General features: G+C 71.1%; 15 protein-coding genes and 3 pseudogenes. 10 read left to right on the forward strand and 8 right to left on the reverse strand.

What is annotated here, in order from left to right:
• Positions 1-23 precede the first annotated feature (23 nt).
• The 4 genes from AB0D48_RS05880 to AB0D48_RS05895 all read left to right on the forward strand — a co-directional run bounded on the left by AB0D48_RS05880 (position 24) and on the right by AB0D48_RS05895 (position 5509).
• Complete coding sequence (locus tag AB0D48_RS05880) at positions 24-749, forward strand: MerR family transcriptional regulator (RefSeq protein ID WP_362391211.1); 726 nt, start codon at positions 24-26, stop codon at positions 747-749.
• 241 nt (positions 750-990) lie between these two features.
• Positions 991-1818 (forward strand): FAD binding domain-containing protein, encoded by an 828-nt coding sequence (locus AB0D48_RS05885; protein ID WP_362391213.1) that lies wholly within the window; start codon positions 991-993, stop codon positions 1816-1818.
• Positions 1815-4541: a molybdopterin cofactor-binding domain-containing protein gene (locus tag AB0D48_RS05890; RefSeq protein WP_362391215.1), complete on the forward strand. Its 2727-nt coding sequence runs from the start codon at positions 1815-1817 to the stop codon at positions 4539-4541. Before AB0D48_RS05885 ends, AB0D48_RS05890 begins: the two co-directional genes overlap by 4 nt.
• Entirely contained in the window at positions 4538-5509 is a 972-nt protein-coding gene (locus AB0D48_RS05895; protein ID WP_362391217.1) for an antibiotic biosynthesis monooxygenase, read from the forward strand. The genes AB0D48_RS05890 and AB0D48_RS05895 overlap by 4 nt, the downstream gene beginning before the upstream one ends.
• A 54-nt stretch (positions 5510-5563) precedes the next feature.
• On the opposite strand, the gene AB0D48_RS05900 is transcribed toward AB0D48_RS05895, so the two are convergent.
• From AB0D48_RS05900 to AB0D48_RS05925, 6 genes are all read right to left on the reverse strand, one after another.
• Positions 5564-7741 (reverse strand): 3-hydroxyacyl-CoA dehydrogenase NAD-binding domain-containing protein, encoded by a 2178-nt coding sequence (locus tag AB0D48_RS05900; RefSeq protein ID WP_362391219.1) that lies wholly within the window; start codon positions 7739-7741, stop codon positions 5564-5566.
• 45 nt (positions 7742-7786) lie between these two features.
• Complete coding sequence (locus AB0D48_RS05905; protein ID WP_362391221.1) at positions 7787-9001, reverse strand: acetyl-CoA C-acetyltransferase; 1215 nt, start codon at positions 8999-9001, stop codon at positions 7787-7789.
• Between the two features lie 29 nt (positions 9002-9030).
• Positions 9031-10173: an acyl-CoA dehydrogenase family protein gene (locus AB0D48_RS05910; protein ID WP_362391223.1), complete on the reverse strand. Its 1143-nt coding sequence runs from the start codon at positions 10171-10173 to the stop codon at positions 9031-9033.
• Positions 10174-10183: 10 nt separating this feature from the next.
• Complete coding sequence (locus tag AB0D48_RS05915) at positions 10184-11209, reverse strand: LLM class F420-dependent oxidoreductase (protein WP_362391225.1); 1026 nt, start codon at positions 11207-11209, stop codon at positions 10184-10186.
• Positions 11209-12351 carry a CaiB/BaiF CoA-transferase family protein gene (locus AB0D48_RS05920; protein ID WP_362391227.1) on the reverse strand — a complete coding sequence of 381 codons (1143 nt, stop codon included), beginning with the start codon at positions 12349-12351 and terminating at the stop codon, positions 11209-11211. Before AB0D48_RS05920 ends, AB0D48_RS05915 begins: the two co-directional genes overlap by 1 nt.
• Positions 12352-12445: 94 nt before the next feature.
• Positions 12446-12838 (reverse strand): MmcQ/YjbR family DNA-binding protein, encoded by a 393-nt coding sequence (locus AB0D48_RS05925; protein ID WP_362391229.1) that lies wholly within the window; start codon positions 12836-12838, stop codon positions 12446-12448.
• 223 nt (positions 12839-13061) lie between these two features.
• Between AB0D48_RS05925 and AB0D48_RS05930 the strand changes: the two genes are divergently transcribed.
• Together AB0D48_RS05930 and AB0D48_RS05935 are read left to right on the forward strand one after the other, a co-directional pair.
• On the forward strand, positions 13062-14711 hold the full coding sequence (locus tag AB0D48_RS05930) for a PKD domain-containing protein (protein ID WP_362391231.1): 1650 nt from the start codon (positions 13062-13064) through the stop codon (positions 14709-14711).
• Positions 14712-14882: 171 nt separating this feature from the next.
• Positions 14883-16082: a saccharopine dehydrogenase NADP-binding domain-containing protein gene (locus tag AB0D48_RS05935; protein WP_362391233.1), complete on the forward strand. Its 1200-nt coding sequence runs from the start codon at positions 14883-14885 to the stop codon at positions 16080-16082.
• 12 nt (positions 16083-16094) lie between these two features.
• Here the strand turns inward: AB0D48_RS05935 and AB0D48_RS05940 are convergent, their stop codons facing one another.
• Complete coding sequence (locus AB0D48_RS05940; RefSeq protein WP_362391235.1) at positions 16095-16775, reverse strand: endonuclease V; 681 nt, start codon at positions 16773-16775, stop codon at positions 16095-16097.
• A gap of 26 nt (positions 16776-16801) precedes the next feature.
• Here AB0D48_RS05940 and AB0D48_RS05945 point away from each other — a divergent pair, with 26 nt between their 5' ends.
• Positions 16802-17101 (forward strand): YciI family protein, encoded by a 300-nt coding sequence (locus AB0D48_RS05945; RefSeq protein ID WP_362391237.1) that lies wholly within the window; start codon positions 16802-16804, stop codon positions 17099-17101.
• Between the two features lie 71 nt (positions 17102-17172).
• A pseudogene (locus tag AB0D48_RS05950) lies at positions 17173-17361 on the forward strand (GNAT family N-acetyltransferase); the annotation flags it as partial.
• A 74-nt stretch (positions 17362-17435) separates the two neighbouring features.
• Here the strand turns inward: AB0D48_RS05950 and AB0D48_RS05955 are convergent.
• Positions 17436-18503, reverse strand: a pseudogene (locus AB0D48_RS05955) (oxidoreductase).
• A 422-nt stretch (positions 18504-18925) separates the two neighbouring features.
• Between AB0D48_RS05955 and AB0D48_RS05960 the strand changes: the two are divergent.
• Together AB0D48_RS05960 and AB0D48_RS05965 are read left to right on the forward strand one after the other, a co-directional pair.
• Positions 18926-19342 (forward strand): SsgA family sporulation/cell division regulator, encoded by a 417-nt coding sequence (locus AB0D48_RS05960; protein ID WP_362391239.1) that lies wholly within the window; start codon positions 18926-18928, stop codon positions 19340-19342.
• A gap of 213 nt (positions 19343-19555) precedes the next feature.
• Positions 19556-21192, forward strand: a pseudogene (locus AB0D48_RS05965) (ABC-F family ATP-binding cassette domain-containing protein).
• The last annotated feature ends 16 nt before the right edge of the window (positions 21193-21208 follow it).

Raw genomic sequence — 21208 nt, forward strand, 5'->3', positions numbered from 1 at the left:
GAGCAGAGAGCGAGGCAAAGACGATGGCCGACCAGGCACCCGAGCCGATGCTCACCGTCGACGAGCTGGCGGCCAGGGCGGGCGTCACCGTCCGTACCGTACGGTTCTACAGCACGCGCGGGCTTTTGCCCCCTCCCGTGATCGGTCCTCGTCGGGTGGGCCACTACGGCCCGGAGCACCTCTCCCGGCTGGCCCTGATCGAGGAGTTGCAGCACCAGGGCATGACGTTGTCGGCCATCGAGCGGTACCTGGACGCGCTGCCCGACGATCTGAGCGCGCACGACCTGGCGATCCACCGCGCGCTGGTCGCCAGTTGGGCCCCGGACTCGCCGCAGGAGGTCTCGCGGGCCGAGCTGGAGAAGCGGGCGGGCCGGAGCCTGTCGGACACCGACGTGGGGCGGCTGACGGCGATGAACGTGCTCGCCGTGTCGGGGGACGGGTTCCGGGTGGACGTGGGCCTGTTGCGGCTGGGTGTCGCGCTGCTGGACGTGCCGATCGCGCACGAGACGATCCTGGCGGCGCGCAAGGTCCTGATGGAGCACACCAGGTCGGCGGCGCACGAGCTGACGGCGCTGTTCCGGGACGAGGTGTGGGGGCCGTTCACGGAGGGCGAGAACGATCCGGAGCGGGTGGAGTCGATGAAGGCGCTGTCGGCGCACATGCAGCCGATGGTGGTGCAGGCGCTGGTGACGGCCTTCCAGCGGTCGCTGAAGGAAGAGCTGCGGGCGGCGTTCGTCTCGGGCGACTAGCTCGTCGCGGTGCTCCGCGCGCCGACGCCGAGGCCGGCGTCGGCGTCGGCGTCGGCGTCGGCGTCGGCGTCAGCGGGCCGGCTCCGGCCGCGCGGAGCCGGGCAGTTCTGCGTACGCTGGAAGGGACTCCGCGCCCACCACCGCTCCCGCGTCGGAACCCCGCGGACGCGACGGCCGAGGGTCGATTCCGGCCCCGCGAGGTGGCGTCGCTCCCTGCGCGCATCGGCCAGGTGACTTTGCCATGGACCTGAACACCGTCACCGAAGTCGTCCGCCGGCCGTCCGACCGGCCGGGCACGGACTGGAACGAAGGTGACGCCTGGCTCGCGGGCGGCACCTGGCTGTTCTCCGCCGAGCAGCCGGATCTGCGCCGGCTGGTCGACCTGACGGCGCTGCCCTGGGACCCGCTCGTGCCCGGCGACGCAGGTCTGGAGATCGGCGCGACGTGCACCATCCGCGACCTGTACGCCTTCGTCCCGCCGAGCGAATGGACCGCCGGCAGCCTCATCACGACGGCCTGCGAGGCGTTCCTGTCCTCGTTCAAAGTCTGGAACTCGGCCACCGTAGGCGGAAACATCTGCCTGTCCCTGCCGGCGGGCCCGATGATCACACTCACGGTCGCGCTCGAAGCGCGGTACGAGCTGTGGGCCGCCGACGGGTCCGTGCGTACGGTCGACGCCCTCGACTTCGTGACCGGGAACAACCGCAACATCCTCGGTCCGGGGGAAATACTGCGCCGCATCGACATTCCGGCACACGCCCTGCGCAAACGCCCCGCACACCGCCGTTTCGCCCTGACCCGCCTCGGCCGCTCCACCGTGTTCCTCATCGGTACGCACACGCCCGGCACGAGCAACCTGCTGCTCACCGTCACGGCCGGCACCACGCGGCCCGTCCGCCTCGCTTTCGACTCCATGCCCGATGCCCGCACCCTGCGGCAGAGCATCGATGCCATCCCCGCCGACGTCTGGTTCGACGACCCCAACGGGACCCCCGGTCACCGTCGCCACCTGACACGGCACTTCGCCGAAGAGATCCGCGGCGAACTCATCGCTGGGGGCCCGGCATGACCTACCTCGTGAACGGCAAGAACTTCGACGAGGAACCGGCCCCCGGACAGTGCCTGCGCACCTTCCTGCGCGCACTCGGGCACTTCGGCGTCAAGAAGGGGTGCGACGCGGGCGACTGCGGAGCGTGCACGGTGTGGCTGGACGGCACTCCGGTGCACAGCTGCATCACCCCGGCCTTCCGCGCGGAAGGCCGGGAGGTGACCACGATCGAGGGCCTCGGCTCGCCGGGCGACCTCCATCCCGTTCAGCGCCGGTTCCGGGACGCCCCCGGGTTCCAGTGCGGCTTCTGCACCGCCGGGATGATCATGACGTCGACGACGTTCACCGACGCGCAGAAGGCGGACCTGCCCAGGGCGTTGAAGGGCAATCTCTGCCGGTGCACCGGCTACCGGGCCATCGAGGACGCCGTGAAGGGCGTCGCCAACGTGCAGACGGCCGCTGCGGGCAAGGCCGTCGGAACGAGCGTCGGCGCACCCGCGGCGGAGGACGTGGTGACCGGCCGGGCCGAGTTCACGATGGACACCCGGATGGAGGGCATGCTGCACCTGAAGGTGCTGCACTCGCCCCATGCCCACGCCCGGATCGTCTCGATCGACAAGACCGCCGCGCTCGCCGTCCCGGGCGTGCACCGCGTCTACACCTGGGAGGACGTGCCGCGCAGGCGCTACACCACGGCGATCCACACCGACCACCTCGTCGATCCGGACGACACCTACATCCTCGACGACACGGTCCGCTTCGTCGGCCAGCGCGTCGTCGCCGTCCTCGCCGACACGGTCGGGGCGGCCGAGGAGGGCTGCCGGAAGGTGGCCGTGGAGTACGAGGTGCTGCCGGCGGTCTTCGACCCCGAGGCGGCCATGGCCGACGGGGCACCCCAACTGCACGGCTGGGAGGACCCGTTCGTCCGCGATGCCGTCCACAACCTCCTGGTCGAGATCCACTCGCACATCGGCGACGTCGACGCGGGGTTCGCCGCGGCCGACGTGATCCACGAGGGCACCTACTTCTCACCGCGCGTACAGCACGCGCACCTGGAGACCCACGGCTCGATCGCCTGGATGGAGGACGGCCGGCTGAACGTCCGCACCAGTTCCCAGTCACCGTCGATCGCGAAGGTCAAGCTGTCCTACCTCTTCGCGCTGCGCCCCGACCAGCTCCGCGTGTTCTGCAAGCGCGTCGGCGGCGGTTTCGGCGGCAAGCAGGAGGTCATCTCTGAGGACCTGGTCGCGCTCGCCACTCTGGACACCGGGCGGCCCGTCTGTCTTGAGTTCACGCGCGAGGAGGAGTTCACCACGGCCTCCCCCAGGCACCCGATGAAGCTGACGGTCAAGCTCGGCGCGAAGTCGGACGGCACGCTCACGGCGTTCCAGGTGCGCAACGTGTCCAACACGGGCGCCTACGGCAACCACGGCGGCGAGACGCTGTTCGCGGGCGGCGCCGCCGTCATGATCTACCGCTGCCCCAACAAGAAGTACGACGCCTACTCCGTCTACACGAACACCGTCCCCAGCGGTGCGCTGCGCGGCTACGGGATGACGCAGCCGGCCTTCGCCGTGGAGTCGGCGATGGACGAGCTGGCCCTCGCCCTGCACATGGATCCGCTCGACCTGCGCCGCCGCAACATCGTGCGCCCCGGCGATCCGCTCGTCGCGATGCACGACGGCCCCGACGACGTGATGTTCAACGAGGACGGCCTCGCCAAGTGCATCGACCTGGTGGCCGGCGAACTGGCCCGTACGTCCGACCAGCCCTCCCCCGGACCCGGATGGCTCGTCGGGGTCGGCGCCGCGAGCTCCCTGCACGAGACGGCGCCCCCGACGGAGCACATCTCGGAGGCCTGGATCACGCTCGGCGACGACCTCGTGTACGAACTCGCCGTCGGCACCGTCGAATTCGGCGAGGGCACGTCGACGGCGCACGTGCAGATCGCGGCCAGCCAGCTGGCGACGACGCCGTCCCGGATCCGCCTCGTGCAGTCCGACACCGACCGCACGGGGTTCGACACCGGCGCCTTCGCGAGTGCCGGGCTCTTCGTGGCGGGCAACGCGGTGCTCCGGGCGGCGGGCGCGGTGCGCGACCGCATCCTGGAGTTCGCCGCCGCGCACACGGGCGTCCACCTCGTGATGTGCTCGATGGACGACGAGCACGTCGTCTGCGGGGACGAGCGCGTCCCACTGGCCGAACTCGTCGCCCTGGCCCGGGCCCGGGGCATCCGGTTCACCGCCGCCCGCAAGGCCTACGGCTCGCCCCGCAGCGTCACCTCCAACACCCAGGGGTTCCGCGTGGCCGTCCACCCGGTGACGGGCGAGGTCCGCATCCTCTACAGCGTCCAGGCGGCCGACGCCGGAGTGCTCATCAACCCCGAGCAGGTCCGCGGACAGGTGGAGGGCGGTGTGGCCATGGGCATCGGGTTCGCACTGACCGAGAACTTCCAGGTCGACGCGGACGGGGCGATGGGCAACCCGAACCTGCGCAACTACCGGATCCCCACCTTCGCCGACGTCCCCCGCACCGACGTGCTCCTGGTCGGCTCCTCCGATTCCGTCGGGGCCATGCGGTCGAAGGGGATGGCGGAATGCTGCATCAACCCGGTGGCCCCCGCGCTGGCGAACGCCCTCCGCGACGCCACGGGCGTCCGCTACCGCGAGCTGCCCCTGACCCCGGAACGGATCTACAGCCGGCTGGTCGCGAGCCAGTCGGCGCGGACGGGGCCGAGACCATGACCACCGAGCAGCATGAGGAAGCCGCGGCAACGGTCATCATCGGCCGGAAGGTCCGGCCCGGCATGGAGCGGGAGTATGAGAAATGGCAGGATCGGGTCAATGCCGCTGCCTCCGAATACCCCGGACATCTCGGCGTCGAGGTCTCTCCGCCGACCGCCCTGCAACCCGACTGGGTGGTCGTCTACCGGTTCGACTCGGTGGCCCATCTGCAGGCGTGGATGAACGGCGCGACCCGGCAGAGCCTCCTCGACGCCGGTGCGGAGTACTTCGACGGACCCGCGACCCAGCAGGTGATCAGCGGTGGCGCCCAGCCGACGGATCCGCTCGTGACCGTGGTGGTGACCCACCGCGTCCACCCGAACCATGTCGACGACTTCCTCGACTGGCAACGCCACATGAGCGAGGAGGAGAGCAAGTTCGAAGGCTTCCGCGGGACCGAGATATTCCGCCCGATCGAGGGCCTTCAGGACGAGTGGACCACCCTGTACCGCTACGACAACGCCGAACACCTCGACGCCTGGCTGACGTCGGACAAGCGGCGGGAGGTCCTCGCCGAGGGCAAGAAGTTCGAGGACTTCAAACTGCGTACGATCGACAACTCGTTCGGCAGCTGGTTCGCCTTCGACGAGAACGGCAAGGAAGCTCCGCCGCCCTCGGAGACCAAGACCGCCATCGCGGTCTGGGTCGGCCTGTACCCGACGGTCGTGCTGCTGACCCTCGCCCTGTCTCCGCTGAAGTGGCCGTTCTGGTTCGGACTGCTCGTGGGCAACCTGCTGTCGAGCTTCATCATGAGCTTCTTCACGATGCCCCACTACGTGAACCGGCTGCTGGGGCGATGGCTGTGGCCCCGGCCGGACGAATCGCCGGCGAAGACCAATCTCGTCGGCCTCGGCACCGTCACCGCGCTGATCGTGTTCTGGGTCGTCGTCTTCTACCTCGTGACGCGGCAGTTCTGGACCCTGCCCTGACCGGCGCGACGCAGGGGAAAGGCCGGCCGGGAGCAACCCGGCCGGCCTTCGCGGTCACTGCTGGTCGCTGTACGTCTCGCCGCGCTCGGCCTTCTCGATGAGCGAGGCCGGCGGGGTGAAGCGCTCGCCGTACGCGGTGGCGAGCTCGCGGGCCCGGGCGACGAAGCCCGGCAGGCCGCCCTCGTAGCCGTTGATGTACTGGATCACGCCGCCGGTCCAGGCCGGGAAGCCGATGCCCATGACGGAGCCGATGTTGGCGTCGGCGATGGAGGTCAGGACACCCTCGTCGAGGCAGCGGACGGTGTCCAGGGCCTCGGAGAAGAGCATCCGCTCCTTCATGTCCTCGAAGGGGATCTCGGCGTCCGGCTTGGCGAAGTGCTCTCGCAGGCCCGGCCAGATGCGGACGCGCTTGCCCGCCTCGTCGTACTCGTAGAAGCCGGCCCCGCCGCTGCGTCCGGGGCGGCCGAACTCGTCGACCATCCGGTCGATGACGGTGTCGGCGGGGTGCTCGGCCCACGCCCGGCCCTCGGCCTCGAATGCCTTGCGGGTCTCGTTGCGGATCTTGCGCGGGAGGGTGAGGGTGAGCTCGTCCATCAGCGAGAGCACCTTGGCCGGGTACCCGGCCTGGGCGGCGGCCTGCTCGATGGAGGCGGGCTCGATGCCCTCGCCGACCATGGCCACGCCCTCGTTGATGAACTGGCCGATCACGCGCGAGGTGAAGAAGCCGCGCGAGTCGTTGACCACGATCGGGGTCTTGTTGATCTGGCGGACCAGGTCGAAGGCGCGGGCGATGGCCTCGTCGCCGGTCCGCTCGCCCTTGATGATCTCCACCAGCGGCATCTTGTCGACGGGCGAGAAGAAGTGCAGGCCGATGAAGTCGGCGGGCCGCTTCACACCCTCCGCGAGCCCGGTGATGGGCAGCGTGGAGGTGTTGGAGCACAGCAGCGCGTCGGGCTCGATGACGTCCTGGATCTCCTGGAACACCTTGTGCTTGAGGGAGGTGTCCTCGAAGACGGCCTCGATGACGGCGTCGCAGCCCGCGAGGTCGGCGGCGTCGGCGGTCGGGGTGATCCGGGCGAGCAGCTCGGCGCGCTGGGCCTCGGTGCTCCGGCCGCGGGACACGGCCTTGTCGAGCAGCTTCTCGGAGTACGCCTTGCCCTTGGCGGCGGCCTCGGCGGTGACGTCCTTGAGGACCACCTCGATGCCCGCGCGGGCGCAGGAGTAGGCGATGCCGGCGCCCATCATGCCGGCGCCGAGGACGGCGACCTTGCGGACCCGGCGGGGCTCGACGCCCTGCGGGCGGCTGCGGCCGGCGTTGACGGCCTGGAGGTCGAAGAAGAACGCCTGGATCATGTTCTTGGCGGTCTGCCCGGTGACCAGCTCGGTGAAGTAGCGGGCCTCGATGGTCAGCGCGGTCTCGAAGTCCACCTGGGAGCCCTCGACGGCGCAGGCCAGGATGTTGCGCGGGGCCGGGTACGGGGCTCCGTTCAACTGCTTCTTCAAGTTGGCCGGGAAGGCCGGGAGGTTGGCGGCGAACTTCGGGTTCGACGGCGTGCCGCCGGGAATCCGGTAGCCGGGTACGTCCCAGGGCTGCTTCGACTCCGGGTTCGCATCGATGAAGGCGCGGGCCTTGGCCAGCATCTCCTCGGGGGTGGCGGCCAGTTCGTGGATCAGGCCGTTCTCCAGGGCGCGCTGCGGGCTGTACTGGGTGCCCTGGAGCAGCACCTTGAGCAGCGCGTCCGCGATGCCCATGAGGCGCACGGTACGGGTGACGCCGCCGCCGGCCGGGAGCAGGCCGAGGGTGACCTCGGGCAGGCCGATCTTGGAGCCGGGGGCGTCGAGGGCGATCCGGTGGTGGGAGGCGAGGCAGATCTCGTAACCGCCGCCCAGGGCCGCGCCGTTGATGGCGGCGACGACGGGCTTGCCGAGGGTCTCGATCCGGCGCAGCGAGCTCTTGATCGCGGTGCCGGTGTCGAAGGCCAGCTGCGCGTGTTCGGGGCGCAGCCGGATCATGTCCTTGAGGTCGCCGCCCGCGAAGAAGGTCTTCTTGGCGGAGGTGAAGATGATGCCGCGGATGGAGTCCTTCTCGGCCTCGGCGCGGTCGGCGATCGCCGCGATGGAGTCCTTGAAGGCCTGGTTCATCGTGTTGGCGGACTGGTCGGGGTCGTCGAGGACCAGGGTGACGACGCCGGTCTCGTCCTGTTCCCAGCGGATCGTGGTGGACTCGCTCATGTTCGCTACTTCCGTGTCAGAGGTGGGATCAGGGATCAGGACGGATCAGATGCGTTCGACGATGGTGGCGACGCCCATGCCGCCGCCGACGCAGAGGGTGACGAGCCCGTAGCGCTTGTCCTGGCGCTCCAGTTCGTCGACGACGGTGCCGAGCAGCATCGCGCCGGTGGCGCCGAGCGGGTGGCCGAGCGCGATGGCGCCGCCGTTGACGTTGACCTTGTCGAGCGAGACGCCCATGTCCTTGACGAAACGGAGCACGACGCCGGCGAAGGCCTCGTTCATCTCGATCAGGTCGATGTCGTCGATGGTCAGGCCGGCCTTGGCGAGGGCCTTGCGGGTGGCCGGGGCGGGGCCGGTGAGCATGATGGTGGGCTCGGAGCCGGAGACGGCCGCCGAGACGATCCGGGCGCGCGGCCGCAGGCCGCTGCGCTCGCCGGCTTCGCGCGAGCCGATGGCGACGAGCGAGGCTCCGTCGACGATGCCGGAGGAGTTGCCCGCGTGGTGGACGTGGTCGATCTTCTCGACCCAGTGGTACTTCTGCAGCGCGACGGCGTCGAAGCCGCCGAGCTCGCCGATGTCCGCGAAGGAGGGCTTCAGCTTGGCCAGGGTGTCGGCGGTGGTCCCCGGGCGGATGAACTCCTCCTGGTCCAGGACGACCAGTCCGTTGCGGTCGGTGACCGGGACGACGGACTTCGCGAAGTGCCCCTCCTTCACGGCGGCGGCGGCCCGCTCCTGGGAGAGGGCGGCGTACTCGTCCACATCGCGCCGGGAGAATCCCTCGATGGTGGCGATCAGGTCGGCGCCGATGCCCTGCGGGACGAAGCCGGTGTCCCAGTTGGTCATCGGGTCGGCGAACCAGGCGCCGCCGTCGGAGGCCATCGGGACGCGGGACATGGACTCCACGCCGCCCGCGAGGACCAGGTCCTCCCAGCCGGAGCGGACCTTGGCGGCGGCCATGTTGACGGCTTCCAGGCCGGAGGCGCAGAAGCGGTTCTCCTGCACGCCGGCGACGGTGTCCGGGAGCCCTGCCGCGATGGCCGCGATCCGGGCGATGTCGGAGCCCTGGTCGCCGACGGGGCCGACGACACCGAGCACGATGTCGTCGATGGTGGCGGGGTCCAGCCCCGGGTTGCGCTCGCGCAGGGCGCGGATGAGGCCGACGACCAGGTCGATCGGCTTGGTGCCGTGCAGGGCGCCGTTGGCCTTGCCGCGGCCGCGCGGGGTGCGGATCGCGTCGTATACGTAAGCTTCGGTGCTCACTGGTCAAGCCTTTCGAGGAGGTCTGAGCGTTAGCCGAGGAGGGAGCGGCCGATGATCTCTTTCATGATCTCGGTCGTACCGCCGTAGATGGTCTGGATGCGGCCGTCGGTGAAGGCCCGCGCGACCCGGTATTCGGTCATGTATCCGTATCCGCCGTGGAGTTGCAGGCAGCGGTCGGCGACGCGCTTCTGCAGTTCGGTGGCCCACCATTTGGCCATCGAGGCGTGTACGTGGTCCAGTTCGCCGTTCGCGTGGTCGGTGATGCAGCGGTCGAGGAACGTACGGGTGACCGCGCACTCCGTGGCCATCTCCGCGATCTCGAACCGGATGTGCTGGAGCTTGGACAGCGGCCGGCCGAAGGCCTCGCGCTCCTTGACGTACTGGGTGGTGATCTCCAGCAGGTACTCGGCGGCGGCGATGCCGGCCATCGCTATGCCCATCCGCTCCTGCGCGAGGTTGGTCATCAGGTGGACGAATGCGCCGTTCAGCTCGCCGAGCAGGTTCTCCTTGGGGACGCGGACGTCGTGGAAGAACAGCTCGGCGGTGTCCTGTGCCTTCTGCCCGATCTTGTCGAGGTTGCGGCCGCGCTCGAAGCCCTCCGCGCCGCGCTCGACGACCAGCAGCGACAGGCCGCGGGCACCGCCCTCCGGGGTGGTCTTGGCGACCACGATGACCAGGTCGGCGAGGATGCCGTTGGAGATGAAGGTCTTGGAACCGTTGAGCACCCAGTGGTCGCCGCGGTCCTCGGCGCTGGTGCGGATCCCCTGGAGGTCGGAGCCCGCGCCCGGCTCGGTCATCGCGATGGCGGTGATGGTCTCGCCGGAACAGAATCCCGGCAGCCAGCGGCGCTTCTGCTCCTCGGTGGCCAGCGAGGTGAGGTAGGGCCCGATGATGTCGTTGTGCAGGCCGATCGCGAGGCCGGGGGCGCCGGCCCGGGTGAACTCCTCGGCGATCACGGCCGCGTACCGGAAGTCGGTGTTCCCGCCGCCCCCGTACTCCTCCGGGACGGCCAGGCCCAGCAGCCCCTGCCGGCCGGCGGCCCGCCAGGCCTCGCGGCTGACGATGCCGTCCTTCTCCCACTGTTCGTAGTGCGGCAGCACCTCCTTGGTGAGGAAGGTGCGGACGGTCTCGCGGAACGCCTCGTGGTCGGCGTCGAAGATCCGGCGTTGCATCGGGGGCTCCTTAAAGCCAGTTCTTGACGGTTTCGATCAGCCGGGCCGGCTCGGGGCCGACGGGGGTGACGTTGAGCATCGTGACGCCCGCCTCGCGGAAGGCCTCGACACGCTCGCGTACGTACGACTCGGGCCCGCACAGCGTCATCAGCTCGCAGAACTCGTCCGGGACGGCGGCCGCGGCGTCGCGCTTGCGCCCGGAGAGGTACAGCTCCTGGATCGTGCGGGCCTCCTCCTCGTAGCCGTAGGCCACGGCGAGGTCGTTGTAGAAGTTCTTGCCGACCGCGCCCATGCCGCCCACGTACAGGGCGATCTGCGGGCGCGCGAGGTCCCGTACGGCGGCCGCGTCCTCTCCGATGGCGAGCAGCCCGCCCGCGACGGTCTGCAGCGGCCCGAGCCCGGGTGCGCGCTTCGCCGCGCCCTCGGCGAGGGCGCTCCCCCACACCGCGTGGGCCTTCTCCGGGATGAAGAGGGTCGGCAGCCAGCCGTCGGCGATCTCGGCGGTCAGGCGCACGTTGGCCGGGCCGAGCGAGGCGATGTAGACGGGGACGGCGTCGCGCACCGGCCGGGTGAGGATCTTCAGCGGCTTGCCGTGCCTGCCGCCCTTCTCGGGTGGCAGGGGCATGTCGGTGATGCCGTGGTGGTCGATCGTCTCGCGGCGCCAGATGCGGCGGCACAGCTCGACCGTCTCGCGTGTCCGGCCGAGCGGCTTGTCGTACGGCTTCCCGTGCCAGCCCTCCACGACCTGCGGGCCGGAGGCCCCGAGACCGAGCAGTGCCCGGCCGTCCGAGACCGCGTCCAGGCCCGCGGCCGTCTGGGCGATGAGGCCGGGCGTGCGCGAGTAGACGTTGAGGATCGCCGAGCCGATCTTCATCCGCTCGGTGCGGGCGGCGAGGTAGCCCATGATCGTCGGGGAGTCGAAGCCCCACGCCTCGGCGACCCACACGGCGTCGAGCCCTGCCGGCTCCAGCGCCGCCGCCTCGTCGGCGGCCCGGCGCGGATCGCCCGCGTAGTCGAGCATCATCGACAGTTCCATCAGGCGTCCTCTCCGGCGGACTTCCCGGTCAGGCCCGGTACGTCCCAGTCACGGGCCACGGATCCAGTGTCCGCCCCCGGCTGGGCGGGGCCGCCGGTGACGGCGGCCGGGGTCGCCGAGAAGCGTGGCGCTGGAGCGGGCTGGGTGATCCCGCCGAAGTCGGTGAAGGTGGAGCGGGCCGCGAGGTGCGGGTGGTGCGGGGCCTCGCGCAGCGAGAGCACGGGCGCCACGCAGGCGTCGGTGCCGTCGAAGACCGCCGTCCACTCCTCGCGCGTCCGGGACTTGAAGCGTGCGGCGACGGCCTCGCGCAGCTCGCTCCAGCGGGCGAGGTCCTTGCGGGCCGGGGCCTGCTCCTTGATGCCGAGGAGCTCGGTGAACGTGTCGTAGAACTGCTGCTCCAGGGCCCCCACCGCCATGTACTGGCTGTCGGAGGTCTCGTAGGTGCCGTAGAAGGGGCAGCCGCCGTCGAGGAGGTTGGCGCCGCGCCGGTCCTGCCAGCCGCCGGCCGCCATCATGCCGTGGATCATGGCGGTGAGGTGGGCGGTGCCGTCCACGATGGCGGCGTCGACGACCTGGCCCGCGCCGCCGGGGTTACGGGCGTGCTGGAGCGCGGCGAGGACGCCGATCACGAGGTAGAGCGAGCCGCCCGCGTAGTCGCCGACCAGGTTGGCGGGTACGGCCGGGGGCTCGCCCGGGTTGCCGATCATGCCGAGCGCCCCGGTGACCGCGATGTACGCGATGTCGTGCCCGGCGGTGTGGGCGAGGGGGCCCTCCTGGCCCCAGCCGGTCATCCGGCCGTAGACCAGCTTCGGGTTGCGGGCGTGGCAGTCGGCCGGGCCGACGCCGAGCCGCTCGGCCACGCCCGGGCGGAAGCCCTCGATGAGGATGTCGGCCCGCTCGACGAGGTCCAGGACGAGGGCGGGGCCGTCGGAGGACTTGAGGTCGAGCAGGACGGATCGCTTGTTGCGGTTGGTGAGGTCGTAGACCGGGTTGACCGCGAGTCCGCCACCGCCGGGCCGGTCCACGCGTACGACGTCCGCCCCCAGGTCGGCGAGGAGCATGGCGGCGAACGGGCCGGGGCCGATGCCCGCCAGTTCGACGACGCGCACCCCTGCGAGCGGGCCGTTCCCTGTCACTGCCATCGAGCCCCCAGCATCTGTAAGCGCACGGTGTGACACGACTGATGTAACACCAGCGATGCTAGGAACGCGTTCCACTCAGCACAAGAGCAAGCGCTTAGCCATTTGCCTGGATCCGCGCGTCGAGCTCCTTGACGTGCCGCTTGAGGGCCACGGTGCGGTAGCTCTCCTCCACCCACTCGCACAGCACCTGCACGGAGGGCGCCCCCTTCTCCCCCAGCGGGACGGACACCCAGCCGGACCGGCCCAGGCCGTATCCGGTCGGCTCCGCACCGGGCGCGGCCATCGCGTGCCCGTGCAGCGCCTCGTCCTTGAGCTTGACGGACAGGCCGGGCTGCTGCGGCCCGTCGGCGTTCCCCAGGAAGACGAAGATCTTCTTGTTGACCTTCATCACGCAGTCCTCGGGACCCCACGGATGGTCCTCCACGGACTCCGGAAGCCCGAGGGCGAACTCCCGCACCGCCTCCCACTTGCGCACTCCGGACTTCATCAGCGCCTCCCGTCGGTCGTGACCTCACGCTAGCGGAGCCCGGCGGAACAATCGGGGCAAGACCGCACCAGGCGGGCGGAGCGCCGCGCGCGCCGGGAAAGTGCCGTGATCGGGCGGCAATATCCCCTGATCAACGGCCCGGCGTCTGTGTACTCTGAGCGAGCTTTCGAACCTGTTCAAGCGTCAACACAAAATGGGGGGGCCGGTGCGCAATCGCCGACTCATGCTTTCCACCGCCGCCGTCGTCGCGGCCGGTGTCGGTCTCGTTCCGGGCATCGCCAGCGCGGCGGGCCAGGACGGCGGCAAGGGGACCGGCGGTTCGGGGGTGGCCGTTCCCGATCTCGATCTGACCGAGGCCAAGGCGAAGGCCTACGGATCCGAGACCTCCTCCAGCCCGGCTTCCAAGACGGTCCACCCGGCCGCCAAGGGCGGCAAGCAGGCCGCTCCGCAGGTCGAGGGCGCGGCCTCCGCCGAGCCGACGGTCGGTCTTCAGGCCAAGACCACCAGCGCCCACGCGGTCCAGCTGACCATGACGTTCACCACCGATCCGAACGCCTCGATCAGCTCGGTCATCGAGTGGGGCGACGGCAGCAAGTCGTCGACGCCGGCCTACCCGACCGTCCAGACCCTGGACCACACCTACGCCAAGGCGGGTGTCTACACCGTCAAGGTCAGCCTGATCGAGGGCACCACCCTCGTGGGCACCAACGAGATCGTCGTCCGCACCGCGGGCAACGAGTTCACCCCGCACGCCCCGACCCGCCTGCTGGACACCCGCGAGGGCATCGGCGCGGCCAAGGCCAAGGTGCCCGCGTTCGGCACCGCTCGCGTCAAGGTCGCCGGCGCCGCGCAGATCCCGGTCGGCGTGACCGCCGTGGCCCTGAACGTCACCGTCACCAACACCACCAAGGCCGGACACGTCCGCGTGTACGCCGAGGGCGGCGACGTACCGACCACCTCGAACGTGAACTACGTTCCGGGGCAGACCGTCCCGAACATGGTGATCGCGTCGGTCATCGAGAACGGCTACGTGGACATCTACAACCACGGCGACGGCGCGATCGACATCATCGCCGACGTCACCGGCTACTTCTCCAAGAGCGCGGCCAGCGGCTACAGCTCGCTCACCCCGAGCCGTATCGTCGACACCCGCGAGGGCCTCGGCACGGGCAAGGGCCAGGTCCCGGCTCTCGGCACCTTCACCACCCAGGTCACCGGCCGCGCGGGGGTCCCGGCCAGTGCGAAGGCCGTCGCGCTCAACGTGACCGTCACCGAGCCGAACACCGCCGGTCACCTGACCGTGTTTCCCTCCGGCGGCTCGGCCCCGAACTCGTCGAACCTGAACTTCTCGGCGGGGCAGACCATAGCCAACTCGGTCATCGTCCCGGTCGGCCCCGACGGCAAGATCAGCGTCCGCAACGGCGCCTGGGCCGGTGCCCATGTGGTCGTCGACGTCGTCGGCTACTACAGCCCCGAGAGCGAGAGCGCCCTCGTGCGCTCCTTCCCCGAGCGCTGGTTCGACACCCGCGAGTGGGACGGCCCGCTCGAAGGCCGCGGCTACATCTACGGCCGGGTCGCCGGCGGCGACCCGAACGTCACGGCGCTCATCACCAACGCCACCGTCACCAACACGGCCGGCACCGGCTTCCTCACGGTCTCCCCCGACCCGAACTCGTGGAGCGCCTACGAGGGCGGCTGGGACAGCTGGCCGACCCCGCCGAACTCCTCCAACCTCAACTGGACCCCGGGCAAGACCGTCCCGAACCTGGTCCAGGCGAGCTCCGGCGTCAACAACGTGATCGACTTCTGGAACATGAGCTACCAGTCCACGGACCTGCTTGTCGACACCTTCGGCTTCTACGCCAAGAACTGACGCCCCGCCGCACCGGCAGGACCCGTTCGGCACGGCGCCCCGGGAGCGGACCCCAGCGGTCCCGCTCCCGGGGCGCCGACCGTTCCCCGCCGGGCAGGGGCACCTGGGTGCGCGGCCGGTCCGGGGCCGCGCTAGCCTCGGCCACCGACACCAGCTGGGAGGAGCGGTTTCATGAACGCACAGGTTCGGCAGGACCGTCCGGAACGGACCTACGACGTCGTGCTCTTCGGCGCGACCGGGTTCGTGGGGGCGCTGACCGCCGAGTACCTCGCCGCGCACGCGCCCGCCGGCTGCCGGTGGGCCCTCGCGGGCCGCGACCTCGCGAAGCTGGAACGGCTGCGCGAGCGGCTCGCCGCGATCGATCCGGCCTGCGCGGCGCTGCCCCTGGTACGGGCGGACGCCTCGGACACCGGCGCCGTACGCGAACTGGCCGCGTCCACCCGGGTGCTGGCCACCACCGTGGGCCCGTACGTCTGGTACGGCGCGGAGCTGGTCGCTGCCTGCGCCGAGGCGGGCACGGACTACGTCGACCTCACCGGGGAGCCGGAGTTCGTGGACCGGATGTACGTCGAGCACGACGCGCGGGCCCGGGAGTCCGGGGCGCGGCTCGTGCACGCCTGCGGCTTCGACTCGATCCCGGCCGACCTCGGGGCGTACTTCACGGTCGGTCAACTGCCCGAGGGCGTACCGCTGCGGGTCGACGGGTTCATGCGGTCCAACGCGCTGTTCTCGGGCGGGACCCTGGCCTCCGCCCTGACCGCGGTGAGCCGTGGTCCGCAGACCCTGGCGGCCGCGCACGCCCGCCGGCTGCACGAGCCCCGGCTGCTGGGGCGGCGGGCGCGGGGGCCGGTCGGACCGCCGCGGTTCAGCCGGGAGACCGGCACCTGGGCGCTGCCGCTGCCCACGCTGGACCCGACGATCGTGGCCCGCTCGGCCGCCGCCCTGGAGCGGTACGGCCCGGACTTCCGCTACCGGCACTACGCGTCGGTCAAGCACCTCCCCCTCGCGGTGGGCGGAACGGCGGCGGTGGGCGCGACGGTGGCCCTGGCCCAGGTCCCGCCCGTCCGGCGGTGGCTGATGAACCGCTGGGAGCCCGGCCGGGGACCGGACGCGCAGCGGAGGGCGCGCAGCTGGTTCACGGTGCGGTTCGTGGGTGAGGGCGGGGGCCGGCGGGTGCTCACCGAGGTGTCGGGCGGCGACCCGGGGTACGGGGAGACGGCGAAGATGCTGGCGGAGTCGGCGCTCTGCCTGGCCCACGACGCCCTGCCGAAGACCGCCGGACAGCTGACGACGGCCGTGGCGATGGGCGACGCTCTGATCACCCGCCTGCAGAAGGCCGGGATCACCTTCCGGGTGGCGGACGCCCGCTGACACACCGGTCGGTCACCCCGTCGCCTCGCGCAGGGCGCGGCGGCACAGGGAGTCGGCGTGCCGGGTGGTCTCCGGGATCCGGAAACGGGGACTGAGAGCGAGGACGTGGGCGCAGGCGTTGTCCAGCGAGACGCGGTGCCCGACGGAGACGTAGACCGGCTTGATCCCGTCCTGTGTCCGCAGCGCCCGGCCCACCTCGGCGCCGTCGGCGGCGGCCAGCGGGGCGAAGTCACCGCGCCTGTCGCCCGGTTCCTCGTACGTGAAGGTGAACGGGTTCTTGGCGACCCCGATGGCCGGGAGCCCGGTGACCACGCCGAGGTGGCAGGCGAGGCCGAAGCCACGGGGGTGGGCGAGCCCGTAGCCGTCGCAGACGACGAGGCCGGGCGCGGCGGTCAGGGAGTCCAGGGCGGCCAGTACGGTCGGCAGCTCGCGGAAGGCGAGCAGCCCGGGCACGTAGGGGAAGCTGACGTGCCCGACGGCGGTGGCCTCCTCGACGACCTCCAGGGTGGCGGCGTCGAGCACCACGGCCGCGGCCGCGACGAGGTCGCGTTCGTCGTCGTAGGCGACGTCCACTCCCGTGACCAGCCCGCGGCCGGGCGGCGGGCCGGGCTCGGTGAGCACGACCTGATGGCGTAGTTCGTCCTGTATCGCCCGGGCCTCGGCCTCGTCGGCGGGGGTCTTCGTACTCGTCATGATGGAGCGAGAGTAGCCTGGCGATCATGTTCGTCATGGAGCTCACCTACATCGCGCCCATCGAAGCCGTCGAAGACGAGATGGACGCTCACATCGCCTGGCTGGACGGCTACTACGCCTCGGGCGTCTTCCTCGCGTCGGGCCGCAAGGTCCCGCGCGACGGGGGCGTGATCCTGGCCGGCGGGGTCTCCCGTGCGGAGATCGAGAAGATCGCGTCCGAGGACCCCTTCACGGTGGCGGGCGTCTGCGCCTACCGCATCACGGAGTTCATCGCGACGAAGACGTCGGCGGACCTCGCGACGGTCCGGGAGAACCCGGCCGCGTAAGGCCGAGGCCCGGAAGCCACCGCCCACCGCCCGTGCGTCGGTGGGTCCCGCGCGGGCGGCGGCGCACCGGGATGGCTTGGGTGACCTACCACCTGCCGAGCCCCCGGTGTACCGACGGCCGGCACGGTTACCTCGACGGCATCGTCACCGACGAGCCCGCCCGGGGACGTGGCCACGGGCGGACGGTCGTCGACGGACTGGTCGGCCGGCCGGAGAGCATCGGCATCGGCTACGTCCAGCTGCACGCCAGCGCGGACGGCGAACCGGTCTACCGGGCGGCGGGCTTCGTCCCCGGCCGCTACCCGGGCATGGACCGGTTCACCGCGACTCCTGATCAGCGGCGTTCCAGCCGGGCCACCCGCCCCTTCTCCCCCGCCGCCCAGCAGCCGGTGTCCGCGGCGCAGTCGACCGTGTCGAACGAACCCGCGTCCAGCGGCCGCCACGTGCGGCCCCCGTCCACCGTCACGTCCGTGCCCGTCGGACCCACCGCCAGCACCGTGCCACCGCTGTACGGGTACCAGGCCGCGCCGGAGCGGTAGGCCGGCGGCGGGGCCGCGGCCTGGCGCCAGGTACGGCCCCCGTCGGAGGAGACGGCCGCGGCCTGGGGAGAGGGCTGCCCGGAGCGGTAGTCGCCACCCACCGCGAGGCCCCTCGTACGGTCCCGGAAGGCGAGGGCGAAGACGCCCCGCGCCGGGTCGCCGGCCGGGACCGTGGACTCGGCGGCCCGCCAGGTCAGGCCGCGGTCCGCGGAGTGCAGCACCCGCGCGCTCGACCCGCCGCCCGTGGCCAGCCAGACGTCGCGCGGACCGGCGCTGACCAGGCACTGGCCGCTCGCCGCGAAGCCCGCCTCGCCCGGCAGCGCCGTCGGCATGCCCTCGCCGGGCAGCACCCGCCAGCTCCGCCCGCCGTCGTCCGTCGACAGGATGCGGAAGCGCCCGTCCACCGGGTCGCTCATCGCCAGCCCGTGCCGGGAGTCGAAGAAGGTGAGGCAGTCGTAGAAGGCGCCCGGGTCGGAGTTGCGGAAGGTCTCGGTCCAGGTGGCGCCGCCGTCCTCGGTGCGCAGCACTCTGGACGCCTCGCCCTCCCCGATGGAGAGGGCGACCGCGCGCCGCGCGTCGAAGGCTTCGATGTCACGCAGTTCCAGTCCCTCCGTGGCCGCGCCGGGCGGCTATACGTCGGCCCAGGTCCGGCCGCCGTCCACCGTGCGCAGCACGGTCCCCTTGGAACCGGCCACCCAGGCGGTGGTCCGGCTGACCGCCGACAGTCCCCGGAAGCGGACGTCCTTCCCGGTGTCCTTCAACGCCCAGCCCGCGCCGTGCAGTTCCGCGTCCGCCGGCTCTCCGGCCGCGGACGCCTGAGCGGGCGCCGCCAGCAGCCCCACCGCAAAAACCGCCGCGCACATGCCAACTCCCAGAAGTCTCATGGCGCCGGAAGCTAACGCACGTCCGATTCGCCGTCCAGAGTGCGTCGCGGCCGTCGCGTTCCTGGATTGGCCCACGCCCTCGCCGGCCCGGAGCAGGTCGCCGAGGTGATCAGGCGCTGCCCTTCGGGACCGTGCACAGGGAGACCCGGGCCGTGCTTTGCGCCTGTGGAGTGAGCGGTAACCAGCCCTTCTGCGACCTCTCCGGAACCTGCCGCTCGGACTGGTCTTCTTGCCGCCACGCCTTCCCGACGTCACTCTGTGCGATCACACAGGCAGGTTCCGGCCAATCGGTGACACAGCTCACGTCACCTTCCATGCACGGATTTGCCGATTCCGGCGTCTATCGGGTTGCCGGGTTCCACCCCACGCCCGGCAGCAGATCCGCCGCAAGGGAGTGAGCCTTGATCACTGTCATCGAGCAGGCCGTACAGGCCCGTCTGGTCGCCACCGCGCCGAAGGTCGAGACCGTGCCCGTCACCCTCTGCTACGACCGGGCGGATCCGTTCGCCGTGCGCATGGCCTTCCCCGCCCCGGCCACCCTGGAGGGCGTCGAGGTCTCCTGGACCTTCGCGCGCGAGCTGCTGGATTCGGGGCTGGACCGTCCGTCGGGCTGCGGTGACGTGCGCGTGCGGCCGTACGACGCCGAACGGACCACGATCGAGTTCCACGCGCCCGAGGGCGTGGCGATCGTGCTGATGGTGACGGCCGAACTGCACCGGTTCCTGGAGCGGGCCTCGACCGTGGTCCCGCCCGGTCTGGAGCACCTCTACCTCGACATGGACCACAGCCTGGCCGAGCTGATGCGCGACACCCGCTGAGGGACCGATCCCCTAATTCGTTTGCGGACGGCTCCGGCCGCCCGTAACTTCGTAGACGCTCCCCCGGCCACCGCTGGGAGGTGCCCCCACATCGCCGTCGAAACGGAGCAGGACATTGCTCTTCTGAGGTTCGAGACACCGACACACCAGCCCATCTGACCGTCGGCTGTCTCCCCGCGTTGCACGCACCACTCACGCAACCTGGAGGCCTCTATGAGTCACGCCCCTGCCTATCTCACCTGCTCCGCCCTCTCCTTCGACTGGCCCGACGGCACGCCCGTCTTCGACGGGTTCCAACTCGTCGTCGGCCCCGGCCGAACCGGCCTGATCGGACTCAACGGCTGCGGGAAGTCCACCCTGCTGAAGCTCATCGCAGGTGAACTGACCCCCACCGAAGGCCAGTTGTCCGTCGCCGGCAGCATCGGCTACCTCCCGCAGAACATCACCCTCGACACCGCGCTGCGCGTGGACGAGGCCCTCTGCATCCGGAACGCCCGGGTCGCCCTGCACGCCATCGAGGCGGGCGAGGCCACGGAGGCGAACTTCGCCGCCGTCGGCGACGACTGGGACGTCGAGGAGCGGGCCCTGGCCACGCTCGACCAGCTCGGTCTCGCCGAGATCGGCCTGGACCGGACCGTCGGCGAACTCTCGGGCGGTGAGTGCGTACTGCTGCGGCTGGCCGCCCTGCTGCTCGCCCGCCCCGACGTACTGCTGCTGGACGAACCCACCAACAACCTGGACCTGCGCGCCCGGGGCCGCCTGTACGCGGCGGTCGAGTCGTGGACCGGTGTGATGGTCCTGGTCAGCCACGACCGGGAGCTGCTGGAGCGGGTCGACCAGATCGCCGACCTGCGCGACGGCGAAGTCCGCTGGTACGGCGGCAACTTCACGGACTACGAGGAGATGCTCGCCACCGAACAGGAGGCGGCCGAGCGGATGGTCCGGGTCGCGGAGGCCGACGTACAGCGACAGAAGCGCGAACTGTCCGACGCCCAGGCCAAATTGGCGCGGCGCAAGCGGTACGGCCAGAAGATGTACGACACCAAGCGCGAGCCGAAGATCGTGATGAACGCCCGGAAACGGGCCGCGCAGGAATCGGCGGGCAAGCACCGCATCATGCACGCCGAGAAGCTGGCACAGGCGAAGGAGCGGCTGGACCACGCGGTGGAGGCGGTACGCGACGACGACGCGATCCGGATCAATCTGCCCGCCACCCAGGTCCCGCCGGGCCGCCGCGTCCTGACCCTGAGCGATCTGCGGCTGGCCCACGGGGCGGCCGTACCGGGCGAGTGGGAGCTGCGCGGTCCGGAGCGGATCGCGCTGGTGGGCCGCAACGGCTCGGGCAAGACCACGCTGCTCCGCACGGTCGCGGGGCTCCTCGCGCCGGAGTCCGGCACGGCGGTCACCCATGTGACCACGCGCTCCTGCCGCAGCGGCTGGACGTGCTCGACGAGAACCGTTCGGTGGTGGAGAACGTGGCGCGGTTCGCCCCGCAGGCCACGAACAACCTGATCCGGGCGCGGCTGGCGCACTTCCTGTTCCGCGGCGGCCGCGCGGACAGGCCGGCCGGCACCCTGTCCGGCGGGGAGCGTTTCCGCGCGGCGCTGGCGGCGCTGCTGCTGGCGGAGCCCGCTCCGCAGCTGCTCATGCTGGACGAACCGACGAACAACCTGGACCTGGCGAGCGTGCGGCAGCTGACGGACGCGCTGGAGTCGTACGAGGGAGCGCTCGTGGTGGCCAGCCACGACGTGCCGTTCCTGGAGTCGATCGGCATCACGCGGTGGCTGCTGCTGGACGGGGAGCTGCGGTCGACCACGGCCGAGGAGGTCAGGGAGACGCTGTGGCACTGACGGCACGCGTGGCTTG

Source organism: Streptomyces sp. NPDC048269, from assembly GCF_040652395.1.
In the GTDB taxonomy this organism is placed as follows: Bacteria; Actinomycetota; Actinomycetes; order Streptomycetales; family Streptomycetaceae; genus Streptomyces.

Excerpts from the sequence above, each read along its gene's own strand:
- AB0D48_RS05915 (WP_362391225.1), bottom strand. The coding sequence starts at position 11,209 with ATGGAACTGTCGATGATGCTCGACTACGCGGGCGATCCGCGCCGGGCC.
- AB0D48_RS05890 (WP_362391215.1), top strand. The coding sequence starts at position 1,815 with ATGACCTACCTCGTGAACGGCAAGAACTTCGACGAGGAACCGGCCCCC.
- AB0D48_RS05910 (WP_362391223.1), bottom strand. The coding sequence starts at position 10,173 with ATGCAACGCCGGATCTTCGACGCCGACCACGAGGCGTTCCGCGAGACC.
- AB0D48_RS05895 (WP_362391217.1), top strand. The coding sequence starts at position 4,538 with ATGACCACCGAGCAGCATGAGGAAGCCGCGGCAACGGTCATCATCGGC.
- AB0D48_RS05945 (WP_362391237.1), top strand. The coding sequence starts at position 16,802 with ATGTTCGTCATGGAGCTCACCTACATCGCGCCCATCGAAGCCGTCGAA.
- AB0D48_RS05930 (WP_362391231.1), top strand. The coding sequence starts at position 13,062 with ATGCTTTCCACCGCCGCCGTCGTCGCGGCCGGTGTCGGTCTCGTTCCG.
- AB0D48_RS05885 (WP_362391213.1), top strand. The coding sequence starts at position 991 with ATGGACCTGAACACCGTCACCGAAGTCGTCCGCCGGCCGTCCGACCGG.
- AB0D48_RS05925 (WP_362391229.1), bottom strand. The coding sequence starts at position 12,838 with ATGAAGTCCGGAGTGCGCAAGTGGGAGGCGGTGCGGGAGTTCGCCCTC.
- AB0D48_RS05920 (WP_362391227.1), bottom strand. The coding sequence starts at position 12,351 with ATGGCAGTGACAGGGAACGGCCCGCTCGCAGGGGTGCGCGTCGTCGAA.
- AB0D48_RS05880 (WP_362391211.1), top strand. The coding sequence starts at position 24 with ATGGCCGACCAGGCACCCGAGCCGATGCTCACCGTCGACGAGCTGGCG.
- AB0D48_RS05940 (WP_362391235.1), bottom strand. The coding sequence starts at position 16,775 with ATGACGAGTACGAAGACCCCCGCCGACGAGGCCGAGGCCCGGGCGATA.
- AB0D48_RS05935 (WP_362391233.1), top strand. The coding sequence starts at position 14,883 with ATGAACGCACAGGTTCGGCAGGACCGTCCGGAACGGACCTACGACGTC.
- AB0D48_RS05900 (WP_362391219.1), bottom strand. The coding sequence starts at position 7,741 with ATGAGCGAGTCCACCACGATCCGCTGGGAACAGGACGAGACCGGCGTC.